The sequence below is a fragment of the Brevundimonas sp. SL161 genome (assembly GCF_049896985.1).
Lineage (GTDB): Bacteria > Pseudomonadota > Alphaproteobacteria > Caulobacterales > Caulobacteraceae > Brevundimonas.
In genome coordinates this window covers 93,755-114,033 of the sequence record NZ_JAFCVJ010000007.1, presented here as the reverse complement: position 1 = coordinate 114,033, position 20,279 = coordinate 93,755, and the positions used below count along the sequence as shown (strand labels likewise).

Sequence of the window (20,279 nt, the reverse complement as noted above, 5' to 3'; positions counted from 1 at the left end):
CCTCAGCCCGGCAGGCGCAGCTCGAAGGTCGTGCCGGTCGGGCCGGTCTCGACGAGGCGCAGCTCGCCCTCATGGTTGGTCGCGAGTTCGCGCGAGATCGTCAGGCCCAGACCGGTGCCGTCCGCCGAGCCGCCCGAGACGAAGGGTTCGAACAGGCGCTCGGACAGGCGCGGGGGAATGCCGGGGCCGTCGTCGACGATGCGGATGACGCACCAGCCATCCTCTCTCGAGGCCTCGACCATGACCGAGCCAAGCGGGCCACCCTTCCTGCGAGGCGCGCGCGCGGCGTCGCGCTCGATGGCCTGACGGGCGTTGCGCATCAGATTGACCAGGATGCGGTGCAGTTGGTCTGCGTCGGCCTGGACGGCGAAGCGTCCCGGAAGCGCTTTCACCAGCCGCACGCCGTGGGCCTCCAGTCCCGCATCCTCGCCGGCGGATGTCACGGCCCGGGCCAGCGCCACCCGATCCTTGACCGGCGCCGGCTCCTCGGACTTGCCGTAGTCCAGCACATTGCGGGTCAGGGCGGCGGCCCGACCCAGGGCCCGCTCCAGACGCGGCAGGGCCTTGGCCACCTGGGGATCGGCGGAATCGGCCAGACGCTCCGAGGCGATCTGGGCCGAGGTCAGCATGTTGCGCAGGTCGTGGTTGATCTTGGCCACCGCCTCGCCCAGCGCCACGAGACGCGAGCGAGAGCGCAAGGCCTGACGCACCTCCTCCTGCATAACGGCCAGTTCGCGTTCGACCCGGCCGATCTCGTCATGGCGGTCGGAGGGGGTCGGGGCGACGGTCTGGGGATCGGCGGCGAAGCCTTCGATGGACCGGGTCACCCGCCGCAGGGGCTGCAGCACCAGGAAGGCGAGGCCGGCGTAGAGCAGCCCGCCAGCGACCACCGAGATGATGATGGACACCAACAGGCTGTTGAGCAGGAAGGCGCGCAGTTCGACTTTCAAGGGCTCCGCCGGCGCGACCACGTCGATGAAGTCGCCGGAGCGATATCGGGGGGCTGCCCGCGCCCGGATCGACCGGTCGGGATGGCCGAACAGGGTCCGGACCGGATCCAGCAGCTTCGACCCGGAGCTGCGCCCTCTCAGGTCGATGAAATCGGGCGCGCGGGCCAGGTTCGGGGCCTGCAACAGCTGGCGCATGACGCCCTGGTCGCTGATCGCCACCGCCGATACCCCGCCGATACGCAGCAGCTGTTCCGCCGTCTGATCGTCCACGGCGCTGTAGGGCAGGGCCTCAACGCCTACGGAGGCGAGTTCGGCTGCCTGGAGCCGGTCCATCAGCCAGCGTTCGTGGAAGGTCGCCGCATTGGGACCCAGGATCAAAGCCTGCACCGCCACGGTGAACAGCACGGTCAGCAGCAGCAGCCGCGACGACAGGCCGTCGGGTGCCTGGGGCTTCAGCCGCTCGCGCCAGTCCGCGGGCGGCCGCAGCCGGTCAAACAGGTCGCGCGGAATGACCCGGGGCGGCCTCACGGCGTCGCGGCTCCGGGCAGGCGCGCCTGGATCGTCTTCAGGATCAGAGGCAGGACCACGGCCAGCACGAAGACGCCCGCCATCGGGGCCCAGAACTGGCCGAACAGGGCCTGGATGTCGGGGTTGGGGTTCTCGGCCAGCAGCTGGTTCAGCCGCGCCCCGATCCAGCAGTAGATGATGTGGGCCGGCAGCAGGCCGATGACCGTGGCGACGGTATAGGGGACCAGCCGGACCGACATGATCCCGGCGGCGATATTGATCATGTGGAAGGGCACGACGACAGCAAGACGCGAGGCCAGGACATACCAGAAGGTGTCCTTGTCGATGGCGGCGCAGACCGTCTTCAGCATCCCCTTGTCGCGTTCGGCCTTGCGACGCAGGTCCTGGCCAAGGGCCGAGCGGGCGACCGCATAGACGATCAGGGCGCCGACGGTGGCGGCGATCGAGGTCGAGACCCCGCCGACCCAGGGGCCGAACAGATAGCCGGCCGTAATGGTCACGAAGAAGACGCCGGGCACCACGCTGGCGGTCGCCGTGGCGAACACAGCCATCAACACCAGCAGGGCCAGCAGATAGTTCTGGGCCGTGAAGGCACGCAGCTCGTCGCCGTGGTCGCGCAGGGTGTCGAGCGACAGATAGCGGTTCCAGCCCATGCCGAAGATCAGGGCGATGACGCAGGCCAGAAGAATGAGGGGAAGAAACCGTTTCAGGCGATCCATGGCGTTTCCAACGGCAGCATTCTCAACGGGTCTGGGCGTTTTCAGGCTATAGGACTTCGTCGGCGGCGTTGACAGCCGCAGCCCCTCCGCTTATACGCCCGCCCTTCCCGCAGAGGACACGTTCGTCCCCCGCGCCACTTATAACCCCTGGAGCCGACCGTGAAGCGGACCTATCAGCCGTCGCGACTCGTGCGCAAGCGCCGTCACGGCTTCCGTTCGCGGATGGCCACCAAGAACGGACAGAAGATCGTTGCGCGGCGTCGCGCCAAGGGCCGCAAGAAGCTGACGGCTTAAGCGGCCTTCCCCTCGATCAGAGGGGATCGATGCCGATTGCCATTACAATCCATCGCCTGACCTCGCGGCCCCAGTTTCTGGCGGCCGCGAAAGGCGTTTCTCAGGCGCGCGGCGCCGTGGTCGTCCAGCGACTGGACCGCGCCGACGGGGATGCGACCATAGGCATCGGCTTCACCGCCACGCGCAAGGTCGGCGGGGCCGTCGTGCGCAACCGCTGCAAACGCCGCCTGCGCGAGGCCGCCCGCGCCCTGGTCGGGCAGCACGGCGTGCCTGGAAGCGACTATGTCTTCATCGCTCGACAAGGCACTCCGGACCGGCCCTGGGAGCGTTTGCTTGACGATGTGAAATCGGCGCTTACAAGGCTCGCGAGCCCCGCCGACGGCCCCAGACCGGCCCGCCCGGCCACACCTTCTCCCGACACGCCCGTTCCCCTTTCCGACGACCTGGACCGCTGATCCGAATGAAGAACGAGAACACGCGCAACATGGTGATCTTCGCCGTGTGCACGGCGGCGATCCTGCTCCTGTACCAGGTCTTCGTCATGGGCCCGCAGATGGAGCGCCGGAAGGCTGCCCAGGAAGCCGCTGCCGCTGAACAGACCGCCACGCCGGCGGGAACGACAGCGGACGCCGTTCCCGGCTCCACCACGGCCACGGGCGCGCTGACATTCGTGACGGATCGCACTGAGGCGCTGGGCACGGTCCCGCGCATCCCGGTCTCCACGCCGACGCTGCAGGGGTCCCTGTCGCTCCAGGGCGGTCGCATCGACGACCTGTTCCTCAAGAACTATCGCCAGACTGTCGATCCTTCTTCGCCCTATGAAGAGCTGTTCCGCCCGCAGGGCATGGAGCACGCCTATTTCGCCCAGTTCGGCTGGACCGGCCCCAATGTCGCTGGCGGCGTTCCCGGCCCGAACACCGTCTGGCGCCTGACCGGCGGCTCGACCCTGACCGAGACCACCCCCGTCACCCTGACCTGGGACAACGGACAAGGCCTGCGCTTCACACGCGTCATCGCACTCGACGCGCAGTATATGTTCACCGTCACCGACACGGTCGCCAACCTCGGCACCGCCCCGATCGTGATCGCCCCCTATGGCCGCATCGAGCGCCAGGGCGTGCCGCCAGTCCTGGGCAAGACCCAGATCCTGCACGAGGGCGCCATCGGCACCTTCTCCAAGGGCGACGGCTACGCCACCACCCAGCTGAAGTACGGCGACTGGGCCAAGAAGCCGCGCGAGGAGTTCGAGTCCGTTGGCGGCTGGCTGGGCATCACCGACAAATACTGGATGGCGGCCCTGATCCCGCCCCAGACCGAAACGATCCAGGCTGAGTTCCGCGTCACCGACGCCTCGACCTACAACATCCACGAGGCCCGCATTCTGGGCGAGGCGCGGACGATCAATCCGGGTCGCCAGATCACCGAGGTCCAGCACCTGTTCGCCGGCGCCAAGCGCAACGAGATCCTCTCGGCCTACGAGAAACAGTACGAGCTGCCGCGCTTCATCTATGCGATCGACTGGGGCTTCCTGTTCTTCCTGACGCGCCCGATCTTCCTGCTGGTCGAGTTCTTCTACGGCCTGGTCGGCAACTTCGGCGTGGCCATCCTGCTGCTGACGCTGACCATCAAGCTGATCATGTTCCCGCTGGCCAACAAGAGCTACGAGAGCCTGTCCAAGATGCGGAAACTCCAGCCGCTGATGGAGAAGATCAAGGAGCAGAACAAGGACGATCCGCAGGCCCAGCAGAAGGCCACGATGGAGCTGTACCAGAAGGAGAAGATCAATCCGCTGGCGGGCTGTCTGCCCATCCTCGTCCAGATCCCGGTCTTCTACGCCCTCTACAAGGTGCTGTTCGTCACCATAGAGATGCGGCATGCGCCCTTCTTCGGCTGGATCCGCGACCTGTCGGCGCCGGACCCGACCAACATCTGGAACCTGTTCGGCCTGATCCCCTGGGATCCCTCGTCCGTGCCCCTGGTCGGCAATCTGATCGGTTCGCACGCTGGCGGCTTCACCCTGGCGCTCAGCGTCCTGGCCATTATCTACGGCTTCACCATGTGGCTGCAGCAGGCGATGAACCCGCCCGCGCCTGATCCGGTCCAGCGCCAGATCTTCGCCTGGATGCCGATCGTCTTCACCTTCATCATGGCCGGCTTCCCGGCGGGCCTGCTGGTCTACTGGGCCTGGAACAACGTGCTCTCGATCGCCCAGCAGTATTTCATCATGCATCGCTTCGGGGCCGAGAACCCGATCGATGACCTGATCGCCAAACTCACGAAGAAGCCCGCTTGACCGAGTTTTCCGACGAAGAGGTCGAGGCCGCACGCGTTCTGTTCGCGCGCCCGGCGACCTTCGTCATGGGCGCCGCCAAGATCGAGCAACTTCCAGAACCCAACCTGCCCGAGATCGCCTTCGCCGGAAGGTCGAACGTCGGCAAGTCCAGCCTGATCAATGGGCTGGTCGGCATGCACAAGCTGGCCCGCGCCTCCAACGAGCCGGGCCGGACGCGGGAGGTCAACTTCTTCGACCTCGACGGCAAGCTGCGGCTGGTCGACCTGCCCGGCTACGGCTGGGCCAAGGCGTCGAAGACGACCGTGCGTCAGTTCCAGAACCTGGGCCGCGACTATCTGCGCGGCCGGGTGACGCTGAAGCGGGTCTATCTGCTGATCGACGCCCGCCATGGTCTGAAGTCGGTCGACACCGAGGCGCTCGATGCGCTGGACCTCGCCGCCGTCAGCTATCAGATCGTCCTCACCAAGGCCGACAAGATCAAGGCGCACGAGCGTGACACGGTTCAAGCGGCGACGCTCAAAGCCATCTCCAAACGCCCCGCCGCCTTCCCGGCGGTGATCGTGACCTCGGCCGAAAAGGGCGCGGGTCTGCCCGAACTGCGGGCGGAGATCATGCGCACGACGGGCGCGGAGCTCTGAGTCCCTTCCTTCTCCCGGTGGGAGAAGGTGGCTCGCGAAGCGAGACGGATGAGGGTTCGGCCTCACCGGTGACGCACGACCCTCACCCTTTCGCGCAAGGCGGTTCGCTACGCTCTCCGGCGCTTAATCCCTCTCCCAACGGGAGAGGGAGCCCGTCTGCTCTGGCCTCTCCATCCCTGACCGCCTAACTAGCCCCCATGCCCCCCGCCGACACCCCTGCCGAGGTCTTCAAGCGCGCGCTCGCCCATGCGGCCCGCGCCCTCGCAGAACAGTCTGAGCTCGAGGTCGCGTTCGGCTCCGACGGCCCCAAGCTGACCGGCGGCGTCCTGACCCTGCCGCATCCCCCCCGCACGCCCAGCGAGGGCGACAGCGCCACCATCCGGGGGCAGGCCGACCGGCTGGCGCTCCGTCTCGCCAACCACGATCCGGCGATCCACTCGACCTTGCGCCCCACCGACAGCCGCGCGGCGGAGGTGTTCGAGGCCGTGGAACAGGCCCGCGTTGAGGCCCATGGGTCCACCGCCCTGGCCGGCGTCCGCAACAATATGAACGCCGCGCTCCTGATCCGTCTGGAGAAGATGGGCGCCCTGCGGATCACCGAGGCCGACCGCGTCCCCGTCGGCGAGGCCGTCGCCCTGCTGCTGCGCGAACGCGTCACCGGCCAGCGCAGTCCCGACGGCGCCGGGGCCATGCTCGATCTCGTGCGGACGGACATTGAGGCCAAGGCTCACGTCCAGCTCGACAGGCTGGCCGAGACCGCCGGCGACCAGGCCGCCTTCGGCAAGGCGTTGAAGGACGTGCTGCGCGCCCTCGACCTCGACCCCGGCGACGGGCGTGGCGACGACGCGTCCGAGGACCAGGGCGACGAGGAGCCGGATCCCCAGGAGCCCGAGGCCAGCGAGGACCAGGACGAAGAAGAGGACGAGAGCGGCGGCGAAGGCGGCCAGTCGATGGACGGCGCCTCCGAGGACCCCACGTCTGAACAGGACCGCGACGCTCGCCCCGACGGCTCCCCCGCCGAGCGCGATGGCGACGCCGCCGACGACGGTCCCGACGTCGCCGAGGGCGCCCTGCCGAACCGCCAGGAGAACGCCGACGATGGCCGCGCCATCGACGCCTATCGCGTCTTCACGACCGCCTATGACGAGGTCGTGGACGCCGCCGACCTGTGCGACCCGATGGAGCTGGACCGGCTGCGGTCGCTGCTGGACCAGCAACTGACCATCCTGTCGTCCGTCGTCGCCCGCCTGGCCAACAAGCTGCAGCGCCGGCTGATGGCGCAGCAGAACCGGTCTTGGGCCTTTGACCTCGAGGAAGGAGTTCTCGACACCGCCCGCCTGACCCGCGTCATCACCGACCCGACCAGCCCGCTATCGTTCAAGATGGAGAGTGAAAGCCCTTTCCGCGACACGGTCGTCACCCTGCTGCTCGACAACTCCGGCTCGATGCGCGGCCGCCCGATCATGGTCGCGGCGGTCTGCGCCGACATCCTGGCGCGGACGCTGGAACGCTGCGGCGTCAAGGTCGAGATCCTCGGCTTCACCACCCGCGCATGGAAGGGCGGACAGGCGCGAGAAGCCTGGATCACGGCCGGCAAGCCGTCGATGCCCGGTCGCCTGAACGACCTGCGCCACATCATCTACAAGGCCGCCGATTCCCCCTGGCGACGGGCCAGGAAGAACCTCGGCCTGATGATGCGCGAAGGCCTGCTGAAGGAGAACATCGACGGCGAGGCCCTGACCTGGGCCCACGACCGGCTGAAGGCCCGGCCCGAGTCGCGCCAGATTCTGATGGTCATCTCCGACGGCTCGCCGGTCGACGATTCCACCCAGTCCGCCAACGCCGCCCTCTATCTCGACAAACACCTGCGCAAGGTGATCGAGGACATCGAGACCCGGTCCCCGGTCGAACTGATCGCCATCGGCATCGGCCACGACGTAACCCGCTGGTATCGCCGCGCCGTCACCATCGTCGACGTCGAACAACTGGGCGGCGTCATGATCGAGAAGCTGGCCGAACTGTTCGATGCGGCGCCCAAGCAGGCGACGAAAAAGGGCGGCCGTCGCCTCAAGCGCGCGGCGTGATGCGGCTGCTTTTCCGCGCCGCGGCGTCGCTGGCCCTCATGGGTATGGCGGCCTGCGCGGCCATCGCGACCTCGATGCCCGGCCTGGTCACCGGTCCCGACCATGCCCTCCGCATGGAAGCCCGCCATGTGCCCCTGGGCATCGGCGGCGCGACCCTGGCGCCCGGCGTCACCTATGGGGGCGGCCTGATCCTTCGCGGGCCTGGCCTGCACGGCCTGTCCGACCTGAAGATGCAGGGCGACCGCGCCTGGGTCGTCAGCGACTTCGGCGACCTCGTCCGCTTCACCCTCCGGCTCGACCGCAACGGCCGCCTGAGCTCCGCCGACAGCGCCGTCAGCCGCCCCCTGACCGGCCCGGACGGCGCCGTCCTGACGCCCAAGGCCAATGCGGATGCGGATGCGGAAGGGTTGGCCCTGCTCCCCGACGGCCGCGTCCTGATCAGTTTCGAGCGCGATCACCGCATCTGGTCCTACGGCGTCGGGGCGAACGATCGGCCGGGCCTGGTCTCCACCCCCCGTCACCCGTTCGAGGACAATCAGGGCCTCGAGGGTCTGGCCCCCGCCCCCGACGGCCACTGGCTCGCGCTCGGCGAGGCCGGCGGCGCCTGGCTCTGCCACGCCGACGCCTGCAAGTCCCTGCCCAACGCCCCGACCTCATACATGGATGGCTTCCTGACCACCGGCGCCGATGTCGACCCGGCGGGCGGCTGGTTCATCGTCCAGCGTCTGTTCACGCCCCCGCTCAACATGCAGGCCCGCGTCCGCCGGATGGCCCCGGACGGGACCCTGTCGGCCCCCCTGATCCACCTGCGCCCACCGGCCTCGACCGACAATTTCGAAGGGATCGCCGCGGTCCCGACCGCGACGGGGACGCGTGTCTATCTGCTCAGCGACGACAATGACAACATCGTCCAGAAGACCCTGCTGCTGGCCTTTGATGTGAGGCGCTGACGGGCCCCTTCTCCCGCAAGGGATGAAGGGTCAGGACAAGAAGCTCTTCGTCAGCTCAATCGCCTCGACCAGGCTCATTCGCTGGACCTCGGTCCCCGGCGGGAGGGCGGCGAACAATCGTGTCGGCGTGGCCGCGTCCAGCATGACGAACACCCCCTTGTCGTCCGCCCGCCGGATCAGCCGACCGAAGGCCTGGGCGATACGGGCGCGGGCCAGGGCATCGTCATAGCCCTTGGCCCCGAACTTCTCGCGCCGGGCCTTGTGCAACAGGTCGGGGCGCGGCCAGGGCACCCGGTCGAAGGCCAGCAGCCGCAGCGAGCGGCCGGGCACATCGACGCCGTCCCGGACGGCATCGGTGCCCAGCAGGCAACTGTCCTGTTCGGCGCGGAAGATGTCGACCAGGGCCCCGACCTCCAGTGGATCGACGTGCTGGGCGTAGAGGGGGATCTGGGCCTTGGCCAGGTCCGGGCCGAGGCGTTCGTAGACGGCCTTCAACCGGCGGATGGCTGTGAACAGGCCCAGGCCCCCGCCCCCGGCCGCCAGGAACAGTTCGCGCATCGCGGCCGCCGTCTGGCGCGGGTCGTCCTTGCCCACGTCGGTGACGACGATCACCCGACTGTTCGACGCATAGTCAAAGGGGCTCTCGACCTTCAGGGTGCGCGCCGGTTCGATCAGCCGCGCGGCCCCGGTGCGCATCCGGGCCATGCCGAAGAGGTCTCCTCCGCTCGCCTCCGCGATCGGGTCGGACAGGGTGGCGGAGGTCACCAGCACGCCATGGGCCGGCAGAATCACGGCCGCCTCAAGTGGCACGGTCGGGTCGATCCAGTGACGGCGCAGGGCCACGTCGTGGATGCGGCCGAACGCCGTCTCGACCGACAGCCAGTCGACGAAATCCGGGTCGGGCGCGTCGCCGCCGTCCTCCAACGCCGCCAGCATCGACCGCCACCCCGGCAGGGTCATGCGGGCACGACGGTCGAGGCCGCGAAGGGCCCCTTCGATCCGGGCGCGCGAGGCTCCGTCCAACTCCGCCGCCTCGTCGTCGAGGATGTCCTCCAGATGGCGAGCGAGGGCCAGCAGGGGGGCCTCGACGGCAGCGATGGCCTGGGCTGCGCGCCGGGCTGTTTCCAGCAGCGGTTCGGTCGCCGGGCGGACCGAACATTCGGTGCCGAACTCGGACGATCCCGACGAGGCCGCTTCCGACGTGCGGGCCCTGATCTGTTCCAGCGCAGCCATCAGGAACTGTTCGATCGGGCCGACGGGATTCACTTCTCCCGAGGGCGGCGCGATCCGGCCGGAGATGCCTTCACCCGGCAAAGCGGCCGCCGCGCGGATGGCATCCTGAAGCGCCCTGGCCGCTGCCTCGTTGTCGGCGCACAGATCGCCTAGCCGCTGTTCCAGACCACGCCCCCGACGACCGCGTCCCTCCGGCCCCCGGATCCAGCGGCGCAGCTCGGCCGCCTCCTGACCCGACAGGCAGGCGGAGAAGGCGCTGTCGGCGGCGTCGAACAGATGGTGGCCCTCGTCGAAGACGATGCGCTTGAGGGCGGCGGTCTCGCCGTCCTGCTTCAGGCCTCGCGCCGAACGTGCGCCGTCGAAGGCCGCCTGGGTCATGACCAGGGCGTGGTTGGCGACGACGAGGTCGGCACGGCGGCTCGCGCGGATGGTCTTTTCGACGAAACAGGTGCGGTAGTGGGGGCAGGCCGCGTGGACGCATTCGCCGCGTCGGTCGACGAGGTTGCCCGCCGAGGCCTGGCTTGCAGACGCCACTGCGAACAGGCCGGGCAGCCAGCCGGGGAAATCGCCGCCGGTCATGTCGCCGTCGCGCGTGTGCAGGGCCCAGCGGCTGGTCAGGGCCAGGCCGATCAGGTCGCCGTTCCCCAGCTGGGCCGCCTGGACCATGTCCTGAAGGTTCAGCAGGCAGAGGTAGTTCTCGCGGCCCTTGCGGACGACAGTCTTGCGCTTGCGCTCGACCGGATCGGGCCACAGGGCGGCGCTCTCGCGATCGATCTGGCGCTGCAGGGCCCGGGTATAGGTCGAGACCCAGGCCGCGCCCTGATTCCGTTCAGCCCACAGGGAGGCGGCGGCCAGATAGCCGAGCGTCTTGCCAGTGCCGGTGCCAGCCTCGGCCAGCAGCATGCGCGGCCTGCCCTCCTCGTTGCGGGGCGAGAAGGCGTAGGCGGCCTCGGCGGCGTAGTCGGACTGGGTCGGGCGGGTTTCGTCGAGGCCCGAGGCCTGCAGCAGTTTCTCGAGCCGGATCCGAGCGGATTCGGAATCGACCGGAGCGGACCCTGCCTCCCCACGCGGCGCCTCGTCCTGCCACTCCGGCAGGCGCGACCAGGCGTCGAGCCCCGAGCCCCGATGCTGGCGCGCCCGGAGCGGTCCAGCCTGCAAGGCGCCCGACACCCGCCATGCCCAGGACCAGCCGGCGCGCCCCAGCGTCTCGGCCAGGGTGAAGGCATCCTCGCGATGCGGATAGGCGGGGTCGGCCAGCTCCTTCAGCAGAACGGCGGCGGCGTCTCTGAGCGCAGCTGCCTGGGCCTCAGCGCCCTTGGGTTCGGCCATGCCCAGCGCCAGGGCCAGCCCTGACGGCGACGGGGCGCAGAAGGTCGCCGGCCGCACGAAGGCCCACAGCTCCAGCACGTCCAGAAGGTCGGCGGACCGGGGCGGGGCGGACAGGCCCAGCCTGCGCGCCGTCAGCGAGGCGTGCGCCACCATCACCGGCCCACCGGTGAATACGCCCTCAGCGGCGCCTCGCCCGATCTTCCGCGCGCCCTCGTCGTCGCAGATCGCGCCCGCGCCCGGCGGCACGGCCAGCGCAGGCGGCAGGACGAGCCACGGCTCGGCGCCGGTCAGGCTGAGGTTGGAGAGGACGGATTCGTCGGACACGTCAGAGAGATAGCGACGAACGGCATGAAACGGAACGGGAACATGCTATATCCCCCTCGTGACGCCACCCGCCGCCAACCTGCCGCCTCTGTTCGCCGACTGGTTCATGTCTCGCGGCTGGAGCCCCCGCAGGCACCAGCTGGAGATGATCGCGGCGGCTGAGGCCGGGTCGCACGCCCTGCTGGTCGCTCCGACCGGGGGCGGCAAGACACTGGCGGGGTTCCTGCCCAGCCTGATCGACCTGGCCGAACGCGGGCCGAGGCCGCCGCATGGGCCGGGCAGCGGCATCCATACAATCTATGTCTCGCCGCTGAAGGCGCTGACCACCGACGTCGAGCGCAACCTGATGACGCCGATCCGCGAGATCGGGCTGAACATCCATGTCGAGAGCCGCACCGGCGACACCAAGCAATCCAAGAAGCAGCGCCAGCGGGACAACCCGCCCGACATCCTGCTGACCACCCCGGAACAGCTGGCCCTGTTCTGCGCCTGGGGCGGAGCGCGGGCGTATTTCGCCGACCTGAAATGCATCGTGCTCGACGAGGTCCACGCCATCTGGTCGGGCAAGCGCGGAGACCTGCTGAACCTCGGTCTCGCGCGGCTGCAGAGCTTTTCGCCGGGGCTGAGACGGGTGGCCCTGTCGGCGACCATCGACGATCCGGACTTGATTGCGCAGTGGCTGGCGCCGGGTCTTCCTTCTCCCCTTGCGGGAGAAGGTGGCGGGCGAAGCCCGACGGATGAGGGGTCACACGAGCCGTTGGAGTCAGCCGAACCAGCGCAGAATTCCGAAGATCAGAGTGACCCCTCATCCGTCTCGCTGCGCGAGCCACCTTCTCCCGCAAGGGGAGAAGGGATCGTGATTGTAAAAGGCGACCCCGGCGCTGTCCCCATCATCGACGTGCTGGTGTCGGAGGGACGCGTGCCCTGGGCCGGGCACACCGGCCAGCATGCGATCCCCGAGGTTTATGAGGCGATCCAGCGCTCGGGCCTGACCCTGGTCTTCGTCAACACCCGCTGGCAGTCCGAGTTCGTGTTCCAGCAGCTGTGGGCCATCAACGACGACAACCTGCCCATCGGCCTGCACCACGGCTCACTGGCAGCCGAGCAGAGGCGCAAGGTCGAGGCGGCTATGGCGCGGGGCGAACTGCGGGCCGTGGTCTGCACCTCGACGCTGGACCTCGGCATCGACTGGGGGGACGTTGACCTGGTCATCCAGATGGCGGCGCCCAAGGGCTCGAGCCGGCTCGTCCAGCGCATCGGCCGGGCCAACCACCGGTTGGACGAGTCCAGCCGCGCCCTGATGGTCCCGGCCAGCCGGTTCGAACTTCTGGAATGCCAGGCGGCCAAGGAGGCCGTGGCCGAGAACGCCTTCGACTGGGAGCCGCATCACATCGGCACGCTCGACACCCTCGCCCAGCACATCATGGGCGTGGCCTGTTCGGAACCGTTCGATCTTGAGGCCCTGCACGCCGAGGTGACGTCCTGCTCGCCCTATCGCGGCCTGACCTGGGAGGCGTTCGAGGAGGTGGTCGATTTCGTCGCCACGGGCGGATACGCCCTGCGCACCTACGATCGCTTCGCGCGGATCGTGCGGACGCCAGAGGGCCAATGGACCGTCCGCAACCAGCTGATCGCCCAGCGCCATCGGATGAACGTCGGGGCCATCGTGGCGGCCGGGACGCTGAACGTGAAGGTCGCCTCGCGGCGCGGCGGGGCGTCGAAACAACTGATCGGCGGGCGCAAGGTCGGCGAGGCCGAGGAGTGGTATTTCGAACAGCTGACGCCCGGCGACACCTTCGTCTTCGCGGGGCAGGTCTGGGCGTTTCAGGGGATCAACGGCATGGACGCCCTGGTCACCCATGCGACCGACAAGGATCCGAAGATCCCGTCCTGGGGCGGATCGCAGTTTCCGCTGGGCACCTCGCTGGCCGCGCGGGTCCGGGCCATGGTGCAGGACCGCGACCACTGGCGCGTCCTGCCCGTCGACGTGCAGGAGTGGCTGGAACTGCAGGCCTCACGGTCAATGATCCCCGACGCCGACAGCCTTCTGATCGAGACCTTCCCGCGCGGCAGCCGCCATTTCATGGTCGCCTATCCGTTCGAGGGACGGCTGGCCCATTCGACCCTGTGCATGCTGCTGACCCGGCGGCTGGACCGGCTGGGGGTCGGGCCGCTGGGCTTCGTTGTCACCGACTATGCCTTCGCAATCTGGTCGATCAAGCCAATGGACGGTCTGGACTGGGACGCCCTGTTCCAGCCCGACATGCTGGGCGATGACCTGGAGGCCTGGCTGGAGGAGAGCTTCATGATGAAGCGCACCTTCCGCAATTGCGCCCTCGTTTCCGGCTTGATCGAGCGACGACAGCCGGGCGCCGAGAAGACGGGGCGCCAGGTGACCTTCTCCACGGACCTGATCTACGACGTGCTCCGCCGCCACCAGCCCGATCACCTGTTGCTGAGAACCGCCCGGTCCGACGCCGCGTCCGGCCTGCTGGACGTCGCGCGGCTGGGTCAGCTGCTGGCCCGCATCGCCGGCCATATCCGCCATGCGCCGCTGGAGCGGGCGTCACCCTTCTGCGTGCCGGTGCTGGTGATGATCGGGCGCGAGCGGGTCGGCGGAGACGCGGCCGACATGATCCTGGAGGCCTCGGCCCAGGACCTGATCGACGAGGTCATGGAAGACGCCCATCCCGGGCCAGGCGGGGCCCAACTGATGGGGGCAGCATGAACGCGGCCCTGCGAGAGGCGCTGACCCCGGCGCGACGGCCGTGCGGATCGCTGTCGGTCCGGGTCGTGGGCGAGCTCTGCGTGCTGCGCTGTTCGGGCGCGCTGTGGCTGCCGGCGCATGGGGCCCTGGTCGCGGGGGACCTGCACCTCGAGAAGGGATCCGCCTACGCCGCACGAGGCCAGTTGCTGCCGCCCTACGACAGCCGCGCGACGCTGGATCGGCTGGAAGCGGAGATCGCCGAACTGAAGCCCGAGCGCGTCGTCCTGCTCGGCGACAGCTTCCACGACAGCCGGTCCATCGGGCGGATGGCGACGGACGACCGGACACGGCTGGACCGGCTGGCCTTCGGGCGCGACTGGGTCTGGCTGGAGGGCAACCATGATCGCGAAGCATTGACAGCGGCGGATGGGGATGCGGTCTCGGGCCTGCCCGGCCGCGTCGTCGGCGACCTGCGGCTCGGCGCCCTGTTCCTCACCCATGAGCCGATGCCGGAGGCCGAGGACGGCGAGGTGGCGGGGCATCTACATCCGTGTGCGCGGATCGTGGCCCACGCGCGAATGGTGCGGCGGCCGTGTTTCGTCACCGACGGGCGCAGGCTACTCCTGCCGGCCTTCGGGGCCTTCACCGGAGGGCTGAACGTGCGGGACGCGGCCATCGCCGGGCTGTTCAAGGAACCGCCGATGGCCGCGGCGCTGGGCAAGGACCGGGTGCATGCACTGGCGTGGAACGGGCTGGTCTAGAAGGACTGCATCACGACGAGCAGGCTGAGCGCCGCGCCGCCAGTCGCCGTCAGCCGCAGGTTCCGGTACCAGACCGGCGCGCTCCTCAGGTCCCAGTACAGCATGGCGATCAGGCCGAAGATCATGACCAGCAGCTGAAACTCATCCGGCACGGTCGGAAGGAAGGTCAACCAGGCCGCGACCGCCGGCAGATTGCTGAGCACCAGTTGAAGCCAGTCCGGCTCCGGGCCCGCCATCGTCCGCCCCCATCGAGCCCCGCCCAGGAAGGACAGGATGATCGCGCCATAGACCGTCAGCGGCTCGATCCAGACCCGCGCGCCGTCTGGCGTCAGAAGCACCAGGGCGGCGCATCCGACGAAGGGGATCAGTCCCGCGAGCGTCAGCGTCCACGCCGTCAGTCGAGCCCGATCCATCAGCTTCTCCGGAACACCCTGCTCGCCAGATACCCCATGCCGGCGGCCAGAAGGACGCACAGCACCCCATAGCTCCACGGTCGTCGGTGGGCGAGTTCGTAGATGTCGCGTTCGAAGCCGACCTTCTCGACAGTCAGGGTCAGGTTGGAGACGCCCGCCGGTTCGCCGTCGCGGAACAGCCAGACCTCGGCATGGTATTCGCCCGTCGGCGCGGTCGCCGGCAGCTCGACCTGGGCGCGGAACAGGCCGCGATCGACGAAGCGGACCCCATTGGGATCCGTGTCATACAGCGCCGCCGCCTCCTTCAGCCGGATCACGGCGCGACGCCAGGCGAGGTAGTCCTCACCCAGCCGCGAGATCACCACGTCACGCACGCCGTAGCGGGTGACCGTGCGGCTCTCCTCCGGCGCGTCGATACGCAGGTGATCGACGCCGACGCCCAGACGCCTCAACTGCCCGAAACCGGCGATGTCCGGCAGCGGCCGGGTCGAGGCGGTCATGTAGAAGCCCGGCGCACCCTCGAACAGGACGGGACGACTGTTCAGCCAGACGCCGAGGTTACGCGTCTTCTTGACCAGACGGATCGGGGCGTCGGGCCCGCGCACCACGACGACCACGTCGGTCGGGTCGTCGGTCGGATTGAACACCGCGCCGTAGAGGACGATGCTCGCCCCCTGGAAGCTGGAATCGACCTGAACCCGCGCATCGGTCAGGGCGGCGGCGACGCGCAGTTCTCCCTGAGTCCCGACGGACATCTCAGGGCCCGACTCCGCAAGAAGGGGCGCCTCGATCGAGGGCGGCGGCGGGGATGGCGTCTGGATCATCCGTCCGACACCCCGGGCGCCAGAAGGAAGATGTCGGACGGCCGGACGAACAGGTCCAGCCCCATCTGGATGCCGACGAACAGGATCAGCAGACCCAGCGCCGCACGCAGCACATCGGCCCGGAACCGGCCCGCGTAACGCGCGCCCAGCTGGGCGCCGACCACCCCGCCGACGAGCAGGAGGCTGGACAAGACGATGTCGACCGTCTGGTTGCGGCCGGCCTGAAGGATGGTGGTGATCGCGGTCGTGATGATGATCTGGAACAGGCTGGTTCCGACGACCACGCCGGCCCGCATGCGCAGCGCATACAGCATGGCGGGGACCAGGATGAAGCCGCCGCCGACCCCCATGATGGCCGACAGCACGCCGGCGAAGACGCCGAGGCCGAACGGCGGAATGGCGCTGATATAGAGGCCCGATTTGGGGAAGCGCACCTTCCACGGCAGGCCATAGAGCCACAACGGACGACGGCGCTCCTTGTGCGGGGCGATCTCGCCGCGGTGACGGCGGAGAATTTCAGTCAGGCTTTCCTGCAGCATCAGCAGGCCGATGGCGCCGAGGAAAATGAGGTAGGACAGCGCCACGACCAAATCCGCCTGGCCGAGCAGACGGAGATAACGGAATAGTTCGACCCCGCCGATGGCGCCGACGGCGCCGCCGGCGGCCATAATGCCCCCCATCTTGAAGTCGACCGCGCCCTGGCCGGTGTAGCGGATCACGCCGGAGGTTGAGGAGGCCACGACGTGGCTGGCCTGGCTGGCGACGGCAACGGTCGGGGGGATGCCGAGGAAGACCAGCGCCGGCGCCAACAGGAAACCGCCGCCGATGCCGAACAGGCCAGACACGAATCCGACCAGCGCGCCCAGCAGAACCAGGAGCGGCCAGTTCACCGAAACCTCGGCGATCGGCAGATAGATCTCCAAAGGGCGGGCCTTCGGCTGGAACGGATAAGCTTAAGCGCCGGAAGGCGAGCGAAGGTGTCTTAGTCGGACGGCGTTTCGGGGACCACCCTGTTAAACGGTCAGGCGAGCGGTTCCAGGGCGAAGGCCTCGGCCTGGGCGCGGGCGGTCTGTCGCGCCGCCGCCGGAATGGTCGGGGCCAGCCGATCGACAGCGGCCTGGGCCTGGGGATCGCCTGCGCGGGCCGCGATCAGGTACCAGCGATAGGCCTGGGTCGGATTGGGGGCGATGCCCTCGTCGCCGTTCTCATAGATGCGGGCGACATTGTACTGGCTGTCGACCAGACCCTGGTCCGCAGCCCTCCTGAGCCAGTCCAGCGCCTCGGCCCGGTTGCGGGCGCCGCCGACGCCGTCGAACAGATACATGCCGAACGCGTGCATGCCGCGTGCGTCGCCACCCTCGGCCGCGCGTCGGGCCCAAAGGCGGCTTTCCTCGAGGTCGGCGGCGACACCGTTCTCGCCCGATTGATACAGACCGGCCAGCTTCAGCTGGGCCTGGGGCTCGCCCAGGTTGGCGGCGCGGGTCAGGGTCTCGACCCCGGCCGGATCGTTGCGGTCCAGCTGTTCCGTCGCCTGGGCGAACAGGTTCTGGGCCTCGGTCGCATCGGCGGGCGCGGCGTCCAGGGGCGCATCGGCCGGACTGAGCGCCAGGGCGGCGATCGGGGTCGCCTCGGCCTCGCCGCTCGACTGACCCAGCAGTTGGCCGACATCCATGATCTCATAGCCGGTCAGGCGACCGGTGGCGTAGAGGCCGCAGACGACGGCCACGCCGGTGACCGAGGCCAGGAAGGCCTTCTTGACCGTGCCGTCGCGCGAGGCCTGCTTGTCCAACCGCTCTTGCAGACGAGACTTGCCGCCCTTCTTCAGGCCGCCCAGTCCAAAGCTGGCCCGGGGGGCGGGTTCGGCGGCGACCGACGTGTTCATGGCGGCGCGGGCAGCCGAGATGGTGTCGCGGGTCGAGGCGGCGCGGCCGGCCGCGGCGCCGCCGCCCAGACCGGCGCGCAGGCGACGGGCATCGACGAACTCGGTCTCGGCCGCGAAGTCATCATCGCCGCCATCGAAGGTGCGGGCCGAAGGGAAGGTCTCGGCGACCACTCCGGCAAAGGCAGCCGGCGGCACGGCCTGATCCGTAGACTGGGGCGTTATCTCTGCGATGGCGTCCAGTGCGTCGCTGACGTCGGCGCCGCCGAAACCGCCGAAGGGCTGGACCGCCGAACCGAACGGGGTCGACTCGGACGCAACCGGCTCGAAGCGTCGCGGCAGGGCGTCAAAGCTGTCTTCGGCCCCCAGGGCGGCGACAACAGGTTCGGGCGCGAGCGCGGTCTCGGAGGGGGCCTCCGGGAAGGGTTCGATATCGGCCGAGAGGGAATCAATCGACCAGCCGTCATCAGCAGAAGCGAAGTCCTCGGCCGGGAAGGCGGCGGAGCGCCAGTCGGGCTGGGCGAACTCAGCTGCGGGCGGCAAGGGCTGCGGGGTCGGGTCAAACACCGGCGCAGGCATCGGCGCGGCGGTTTCGGCCAGACGCTGGTCCAGGGTTTCGCGCGCGTCTGCCAGCAGCTTCGCCGTACGGTCTTCGGACAGGCGCATGCGCTCGGCCAGTTCGCCGGAGGCGCGATCATAGCGCTGCTCGATGCGTTCGGCGCCCTCGCCCATGCGACGGCCGATGTCTTCCAGTGCCTGGGCGGACTTGCGTTCCGATTGGGCGATACGGTCGGCGAGGCGGTCGGAGATGCGGGTGATCTCGACGCCCAGCTTTTCCAGGGCGATGGCGTGCTGGTCATCGGCGCGGGTCAGGCGATGCTCGATCGCCTGGCCGTAGCGGCCCATGTCCTGCTCGATCTTGTCGGAGACCCGCTTGTTCAGCTCTGTCTCGAACTTCTCCAGACGCGCGTCGCCGACGGTCTCGATGCGGTCGACGCGAGTGTCCAGGTTCTGGGCGATGCGCAGGACCTCGCGGCCCATGGCGTCGATGCCCTGGGCGGAGCGCTGCTCGGCCGAACGCGCCTGTTCGCCAAGCGAGGCTATGGTCGCCTCGATGCGGGCCATGCGGCCCTCGCTCTCGGCGGTCTCCAGCCGGCGCATCATCTCGGTGCGGTTGGCATCGACCTGGCGGGAGAGCGTCTCGGCCAGTTTCTCGAACCGGGCGGCCTCGCGGATGCCTTCGGGCTCGACACGGGTCTCGGCGGCGCGCAGCCGCTGGTCGAGGCCGGCAAAGGAGCGCTCCAGATTGCGCAGGGCCTCGGTCGTCTGGCTCTGCGCCGCATCGAGGCGCTGACCCACGCGCGCCAGCATATCCGAACCGGCGCCCGGACCGGCGACCTTCTCGACGGCCTCCAGACGTTGAAGCAGGGTCTGGCCGTGGGCGCGGTTGCGCTCTTCAAGATCGTAGAGACGGCTGGTCAGGGCGGCGACGGCCGTGTCGGTCTTGCCCCAGACATCGGCCTTCTCGACACCGTCGAGACGCTGACGCACCTCGTTCAGGCCCGAGCGCTGACGCTCCTCGATGTCATACAGACGACCCGCGAGCCCGCCAATGGCCTGTTCGACCTTACCAATGGTCTCGACGGTCTGGGGGCCGACGTCCTGTTCGAACCGACGAAGGCGCTTGTGGCCCTCCTTCAGTTCGTCAGAGATGTCGTCGATGCGGCGGCCATACTGGCCCGCCTGCTGGTCCTGCGCCTCCATGCGACGCACGAGGCCGGACACGGCCTGGTCCACCCCCTGGATGGCGATGGTGGAGCGACGCTCGGCGGCTTCCAGACGGGCGGCGATGGCGTCGACCGAGGCGGCGACGCGCTGCAGGGTCTCGTCGTCGCGGCCGTAGCTGCGACTTTCGGGCTCATAGGCGTCGTCGAGGCGGCGGGACCGGCCGCGACGATCGAACGTCTCGGCGGCGTGCGGACGGCGCGGTAACGGCTGAACGCCGTCGTCCTCGTCGTCCATGATCATGGTGTTGAGCCACTCGCCCAGCGTCATGCCCGAACGGCGCGCCAGATCCTTGGCCACCTCGCGCGCTTTCGGGTCGATCCCCTTTACGCTCCAAGGCGCAGCGGCTGCGCTCACTGATTCGGCTCCCGACCCATAGGTCTCACGCTAATCGCCCATATCCGGGGTGTAAACGTGTGGTTAACCCCAACATCTTGACGGTTGGCCAATCACCTGTGGATAGGCTCCGCCGCAACTCATTTCATCGCGCCGACGTGGTTAATGAGCGGTGAAGATTAAGATCCCGGTAAGGGTTCGCTTGCGCATCCGGGGACTTGCCGCCACATCG

Annotated in this window: 15 protein-coding genes; 8 read left to right on the top strand and 7 right to left on the bottom strand. The window is 68.9% G+C overall.

The features are described 5' to 3' along the window. Window positions 1–2 precede the first annotated feature (2 nt). Window positions 3–1,478 carry a sensor histidine kinase gene (locus tag ACP7AU_RS07670; protein WP_426038200.1) on the bottom strand — a complete coding sequence of 492 codons (1,476 nt, stop codon included), beginning with the start codon at window positions 1,476–1,478 and terminating at the stop codon, window positions 3–5. Next, on the bottom strand, window positions 1,475–2,197 hold the full coding sequence (locus tag ACP7AU_RS07665; protein WP_426038198.1) for a TVP38/TMEM64 family protein: 723 nt from the start codon (window positions 2,195–2,197) through the stop codon (window positions 1,475–1,477). The genes ACP7AU_RS07670 and ACP7AU_RS07665 overlap by 4 nt, the downstream gene beginning before the upstream one ends. A gap of 159 nt (window positions 2,198–2,356) precedes the next feature. On the opposite strand from ACP7AU_RS07665, the gene rpmH reads away from it, so the two are divergent. The 6 genes from rpmH (at window position 2,357) to ACP7AU_RS07635 (ending at window position 8,456) form a co-directional block, all read left to right on the top strand. Continuing rightward, complete coding sequence (gene rpmH / locus ACP7AU_RS07660) at window positions 2,357–2,491, top strand: 50S ribosomal protein L34 (protein ID WP_013268133.1); 135 nt, start codon at window positions 2,357–2,359, stop codon at window positions 2,489–2,491. Window positions 2,492–2,520: 29 nt separating this feature from the next. Beyond that, a complete protein-coding gene (rnpA, locus tag ACP7AU_RS07655; RefSeq protein WP_426038196.1) occupies window positions 2,521–2,946 on the top strand; it encodes a ribonuclease P protein component in 426 nt (141 codons plus the stop codon). A 5-nt stretch (window positions 2,947–2,951) separates the two neighbouring features. After that, window positions 2,952–4,784: a membrane protein insertase YidC gene (yidC, locus tag ACP7AU_RS07650; protein ID WP_426038194.1), complete on the top strand. Its 1,833-nt coding sequence runs from the start codon at window positions 2,952–2,954 to the stop codon at window positions 4,782–4,784. Continuing rightward, complete coding sequence (gene yihA / locus ACP7AU_RS07645) at window positions 4,781–5,422, top strand: ribosome biogenesis GTP-binding protein YihA/YsxC (RefSeq protein WP_426038192.1); 642 nt, start codon at window positions 4,781–4,783, stop codon at window positions 5,420–5,422. The genes yidC and yihA overlap by 4 nt, the downstream gene beginning before the upstream one ends. Window positions 5,423–5,619: 197 nt before the next feature. Next, the gene (gene cobT / locus ACP7AU_RS07640) at window positions 5,620–7,506 is read left to right on the top strand and encodes a cobaltochelatase subunit CobT (RefSeq protein ID WP_426038189.1); all 1,887 of its coding nucleotides are present in this window, start codon (window positions 5,620–5,622) and stop codon (window positions 7,504–7,506) included. Continuing rightward, window positions 7,506–8,456: an esterase-like activity of phytase family protein gene (locus ACP7AU_RS07635; RefSeq protein ID WP_426051025.1), complete on the top strand. Its 951-nt coding sequence runs from the start codon at window positions 7,506–7,508 to the stop codon at window positions 8,454–8,456. Before cobT ends, ACP7AU_RS07635 begins: the two co-directional genes overlap by 1 nt. Before the next feature lie 30 nt (window positions 8,457–8,486). Here ACP7AU_RS07635 and ACP7AU_RS07630 read toward each other — a convergent pair whose 3' ends face one another. Then, on the bottom strand, window positions 8,487–11,342 hold the full coding sequence (locus tag ACP7AU_RS07630) for an ATP-dependent DNA helicase (protein ID WP_426051024.1): 2,856 nt from the start codon (window positions 11,340–11,342) through the stop codon (window positions 8,487–8,489). 106 nt (window positions 11,343–11,448) lie between these two features. Here ACP7AU_RS07630 and ACP7AU_RS07625 point away from each other — a divergent pair, with 106 nt between their 5' ends. Next, entirely contained in the window at window positions 11,449–14,070 is a 2,622-nt protein-coding gene (locus ACP7AU_RS07625) for a ligase-associated DNA damage response DEXH box helicase (protein WP_426051034.1), read from the top strand. Then, entirely contained in the window at window positions 14,067–14,810 is a 744-nt protein-coding gene (gene pdeM, locus ACP7AU_RS07620) for a ligase-associated DNA damage response endonuclease PdeM (protein WP_426051023.1), read from the top strand. The genes ACP7AU_RS07625 and pdeM overlap by 4 nt, the downstream gene beginning before the upstream one ends. Here the strand turns inward: pdeM and ACP7AU_RS07615 are convergent. The 4 genes from ACP7AU_RS07615 to ACP7AU_RS07600 all read right to left on the bottom strand — a co-directional run bounded on the left by ACP7AU_RS07615 (window position 14,807) and on the right by ACP7AU_RS07600 (window position 20,068). Then, window positions 14,807–15,223 carry a DUF3429 domain-containing protein gene (locus ACP7AU_RS07615; RefSeq protein WP_426038181.1) on the bottom strand — a complete coding sequence of 139 codons (417 nt, stop codon included), beginning with the start codon at window positions 15,221–15,223 and terminating at the stop codon, window positions 14,807–14,809. The genes pdeM and ACP7AU_RS07615 overlap by 4 nt on opposite strands. Further along, window positions 15,223–15,978, bottom strand: a complete 756-nt coding sequence (locus ACP7AU_RS07610; RefSeq protein ID WP_426038179.1) for a TIGR02186 family protein — start codon at window positions 15,976–15,978, stop codon at window positions 15,223–15,225. Before ACP7AU_RS07610 ends, ACP7AU_RS07615 begins: the two co-directional genes overlap by 1 nt. Before the next feature lie 65 nt (window positions 15,979–16,043). Then, the gene (locus ACP7AU_RS07605) at window positions 16,044–16,970 is read right to left on the bottom strand and encodes a sulfite exporter TauE/SafE family protein (protein WP_426038177.1); all 927 of its coding nucleotides are present in this window, start codon (window positions 16,968–16,970) and stop codon (window positions 16,044–16,046) included. Between the two features lie 98 nt (window positions 16,971–17,068). Next, window positions 17,069–20,068, bottom strand: a complete 3,000-nt coding sequence (locus ACP7AU_RS07600; RefSeq protein WP_426051022.1) for an SEL1-like repeat protein — start codon at window positions 20,066–20,068, stop codon at window positions 17,069–17,071. Window positions 20,069–20,279: the final 211 nt, after the last annotated feature.

What these genes read in the sequence shown, in the direction of transcription:
- rnpA (WP_426038196.1), top strand. Translation starts at nt 2,521, where the DNA reads ATGCCGATTGCCATTACAATCCATCGCCTGACCTCGCGGCCCCAGTTT.
- ACP7AU_RS07665 (WP_426038198.1), bottom strand. Translation starts at nt 2,197, where the DNA reads ATGGATCGCCTGAAACGGTTTCTTCCCCTCATTCTTCTGGCCTGCGTC.
- ACP7AU_RS07635 (WP_426051025.1), top strand. Translation starts at nt 7,506, where the DNA reads ATGCGGCTGCTTTTCCGCGCCGCGGCGTCGCTGGCCCTCATGGGTATG.
- pdeM (WP_426051023.1), top strand. Translation starts at nt 14,067, where the DNA reads ATGAACGCGGCCCTGCGAGAGGCGCTGACCCCGGCGCGACGGCCGTGC.
- yidC (WP_426038194.1), top strand. Translation starts at nt 2,952, where the DNA reads ATGAAGAACGAGAACACGCGCAACATGGTGATCTTCGCCGTGTGCACG.
- ACP7AU_RS07610 (WP_426038179.1), bottom strand. Translation starts at nt 15,978, where the DNA reads ATGTCCGTCGGGACTCAGGGAGAACTGCGCGTCGCCGCCGCCCTGACC.
- ACP7AU_RS07625 (WP_426051034.1), top strand. Translation starts at nt 11,449, where the DNA reads ATGTCTCGCGGCTGGAGCCCCCGCAGGCACCAGCTGGAGATGATCGCG.
- ACP7AU_RS07615 (WP_426038181.1), bottom strand. Translation starts at nt 15,223, where the DNA reads ATGGATCGGGCTCGACTGACGGCGTGGACGCTGACGCTCGCGGGACTG.
- cobT (WP_426038189.1), top strand. Translation starts at nt 5,620, where the DNA reads ATGCCCCCCGCCGACACCCCTGCCGAGGTCTTCAAGCGCGCGCTCGCC.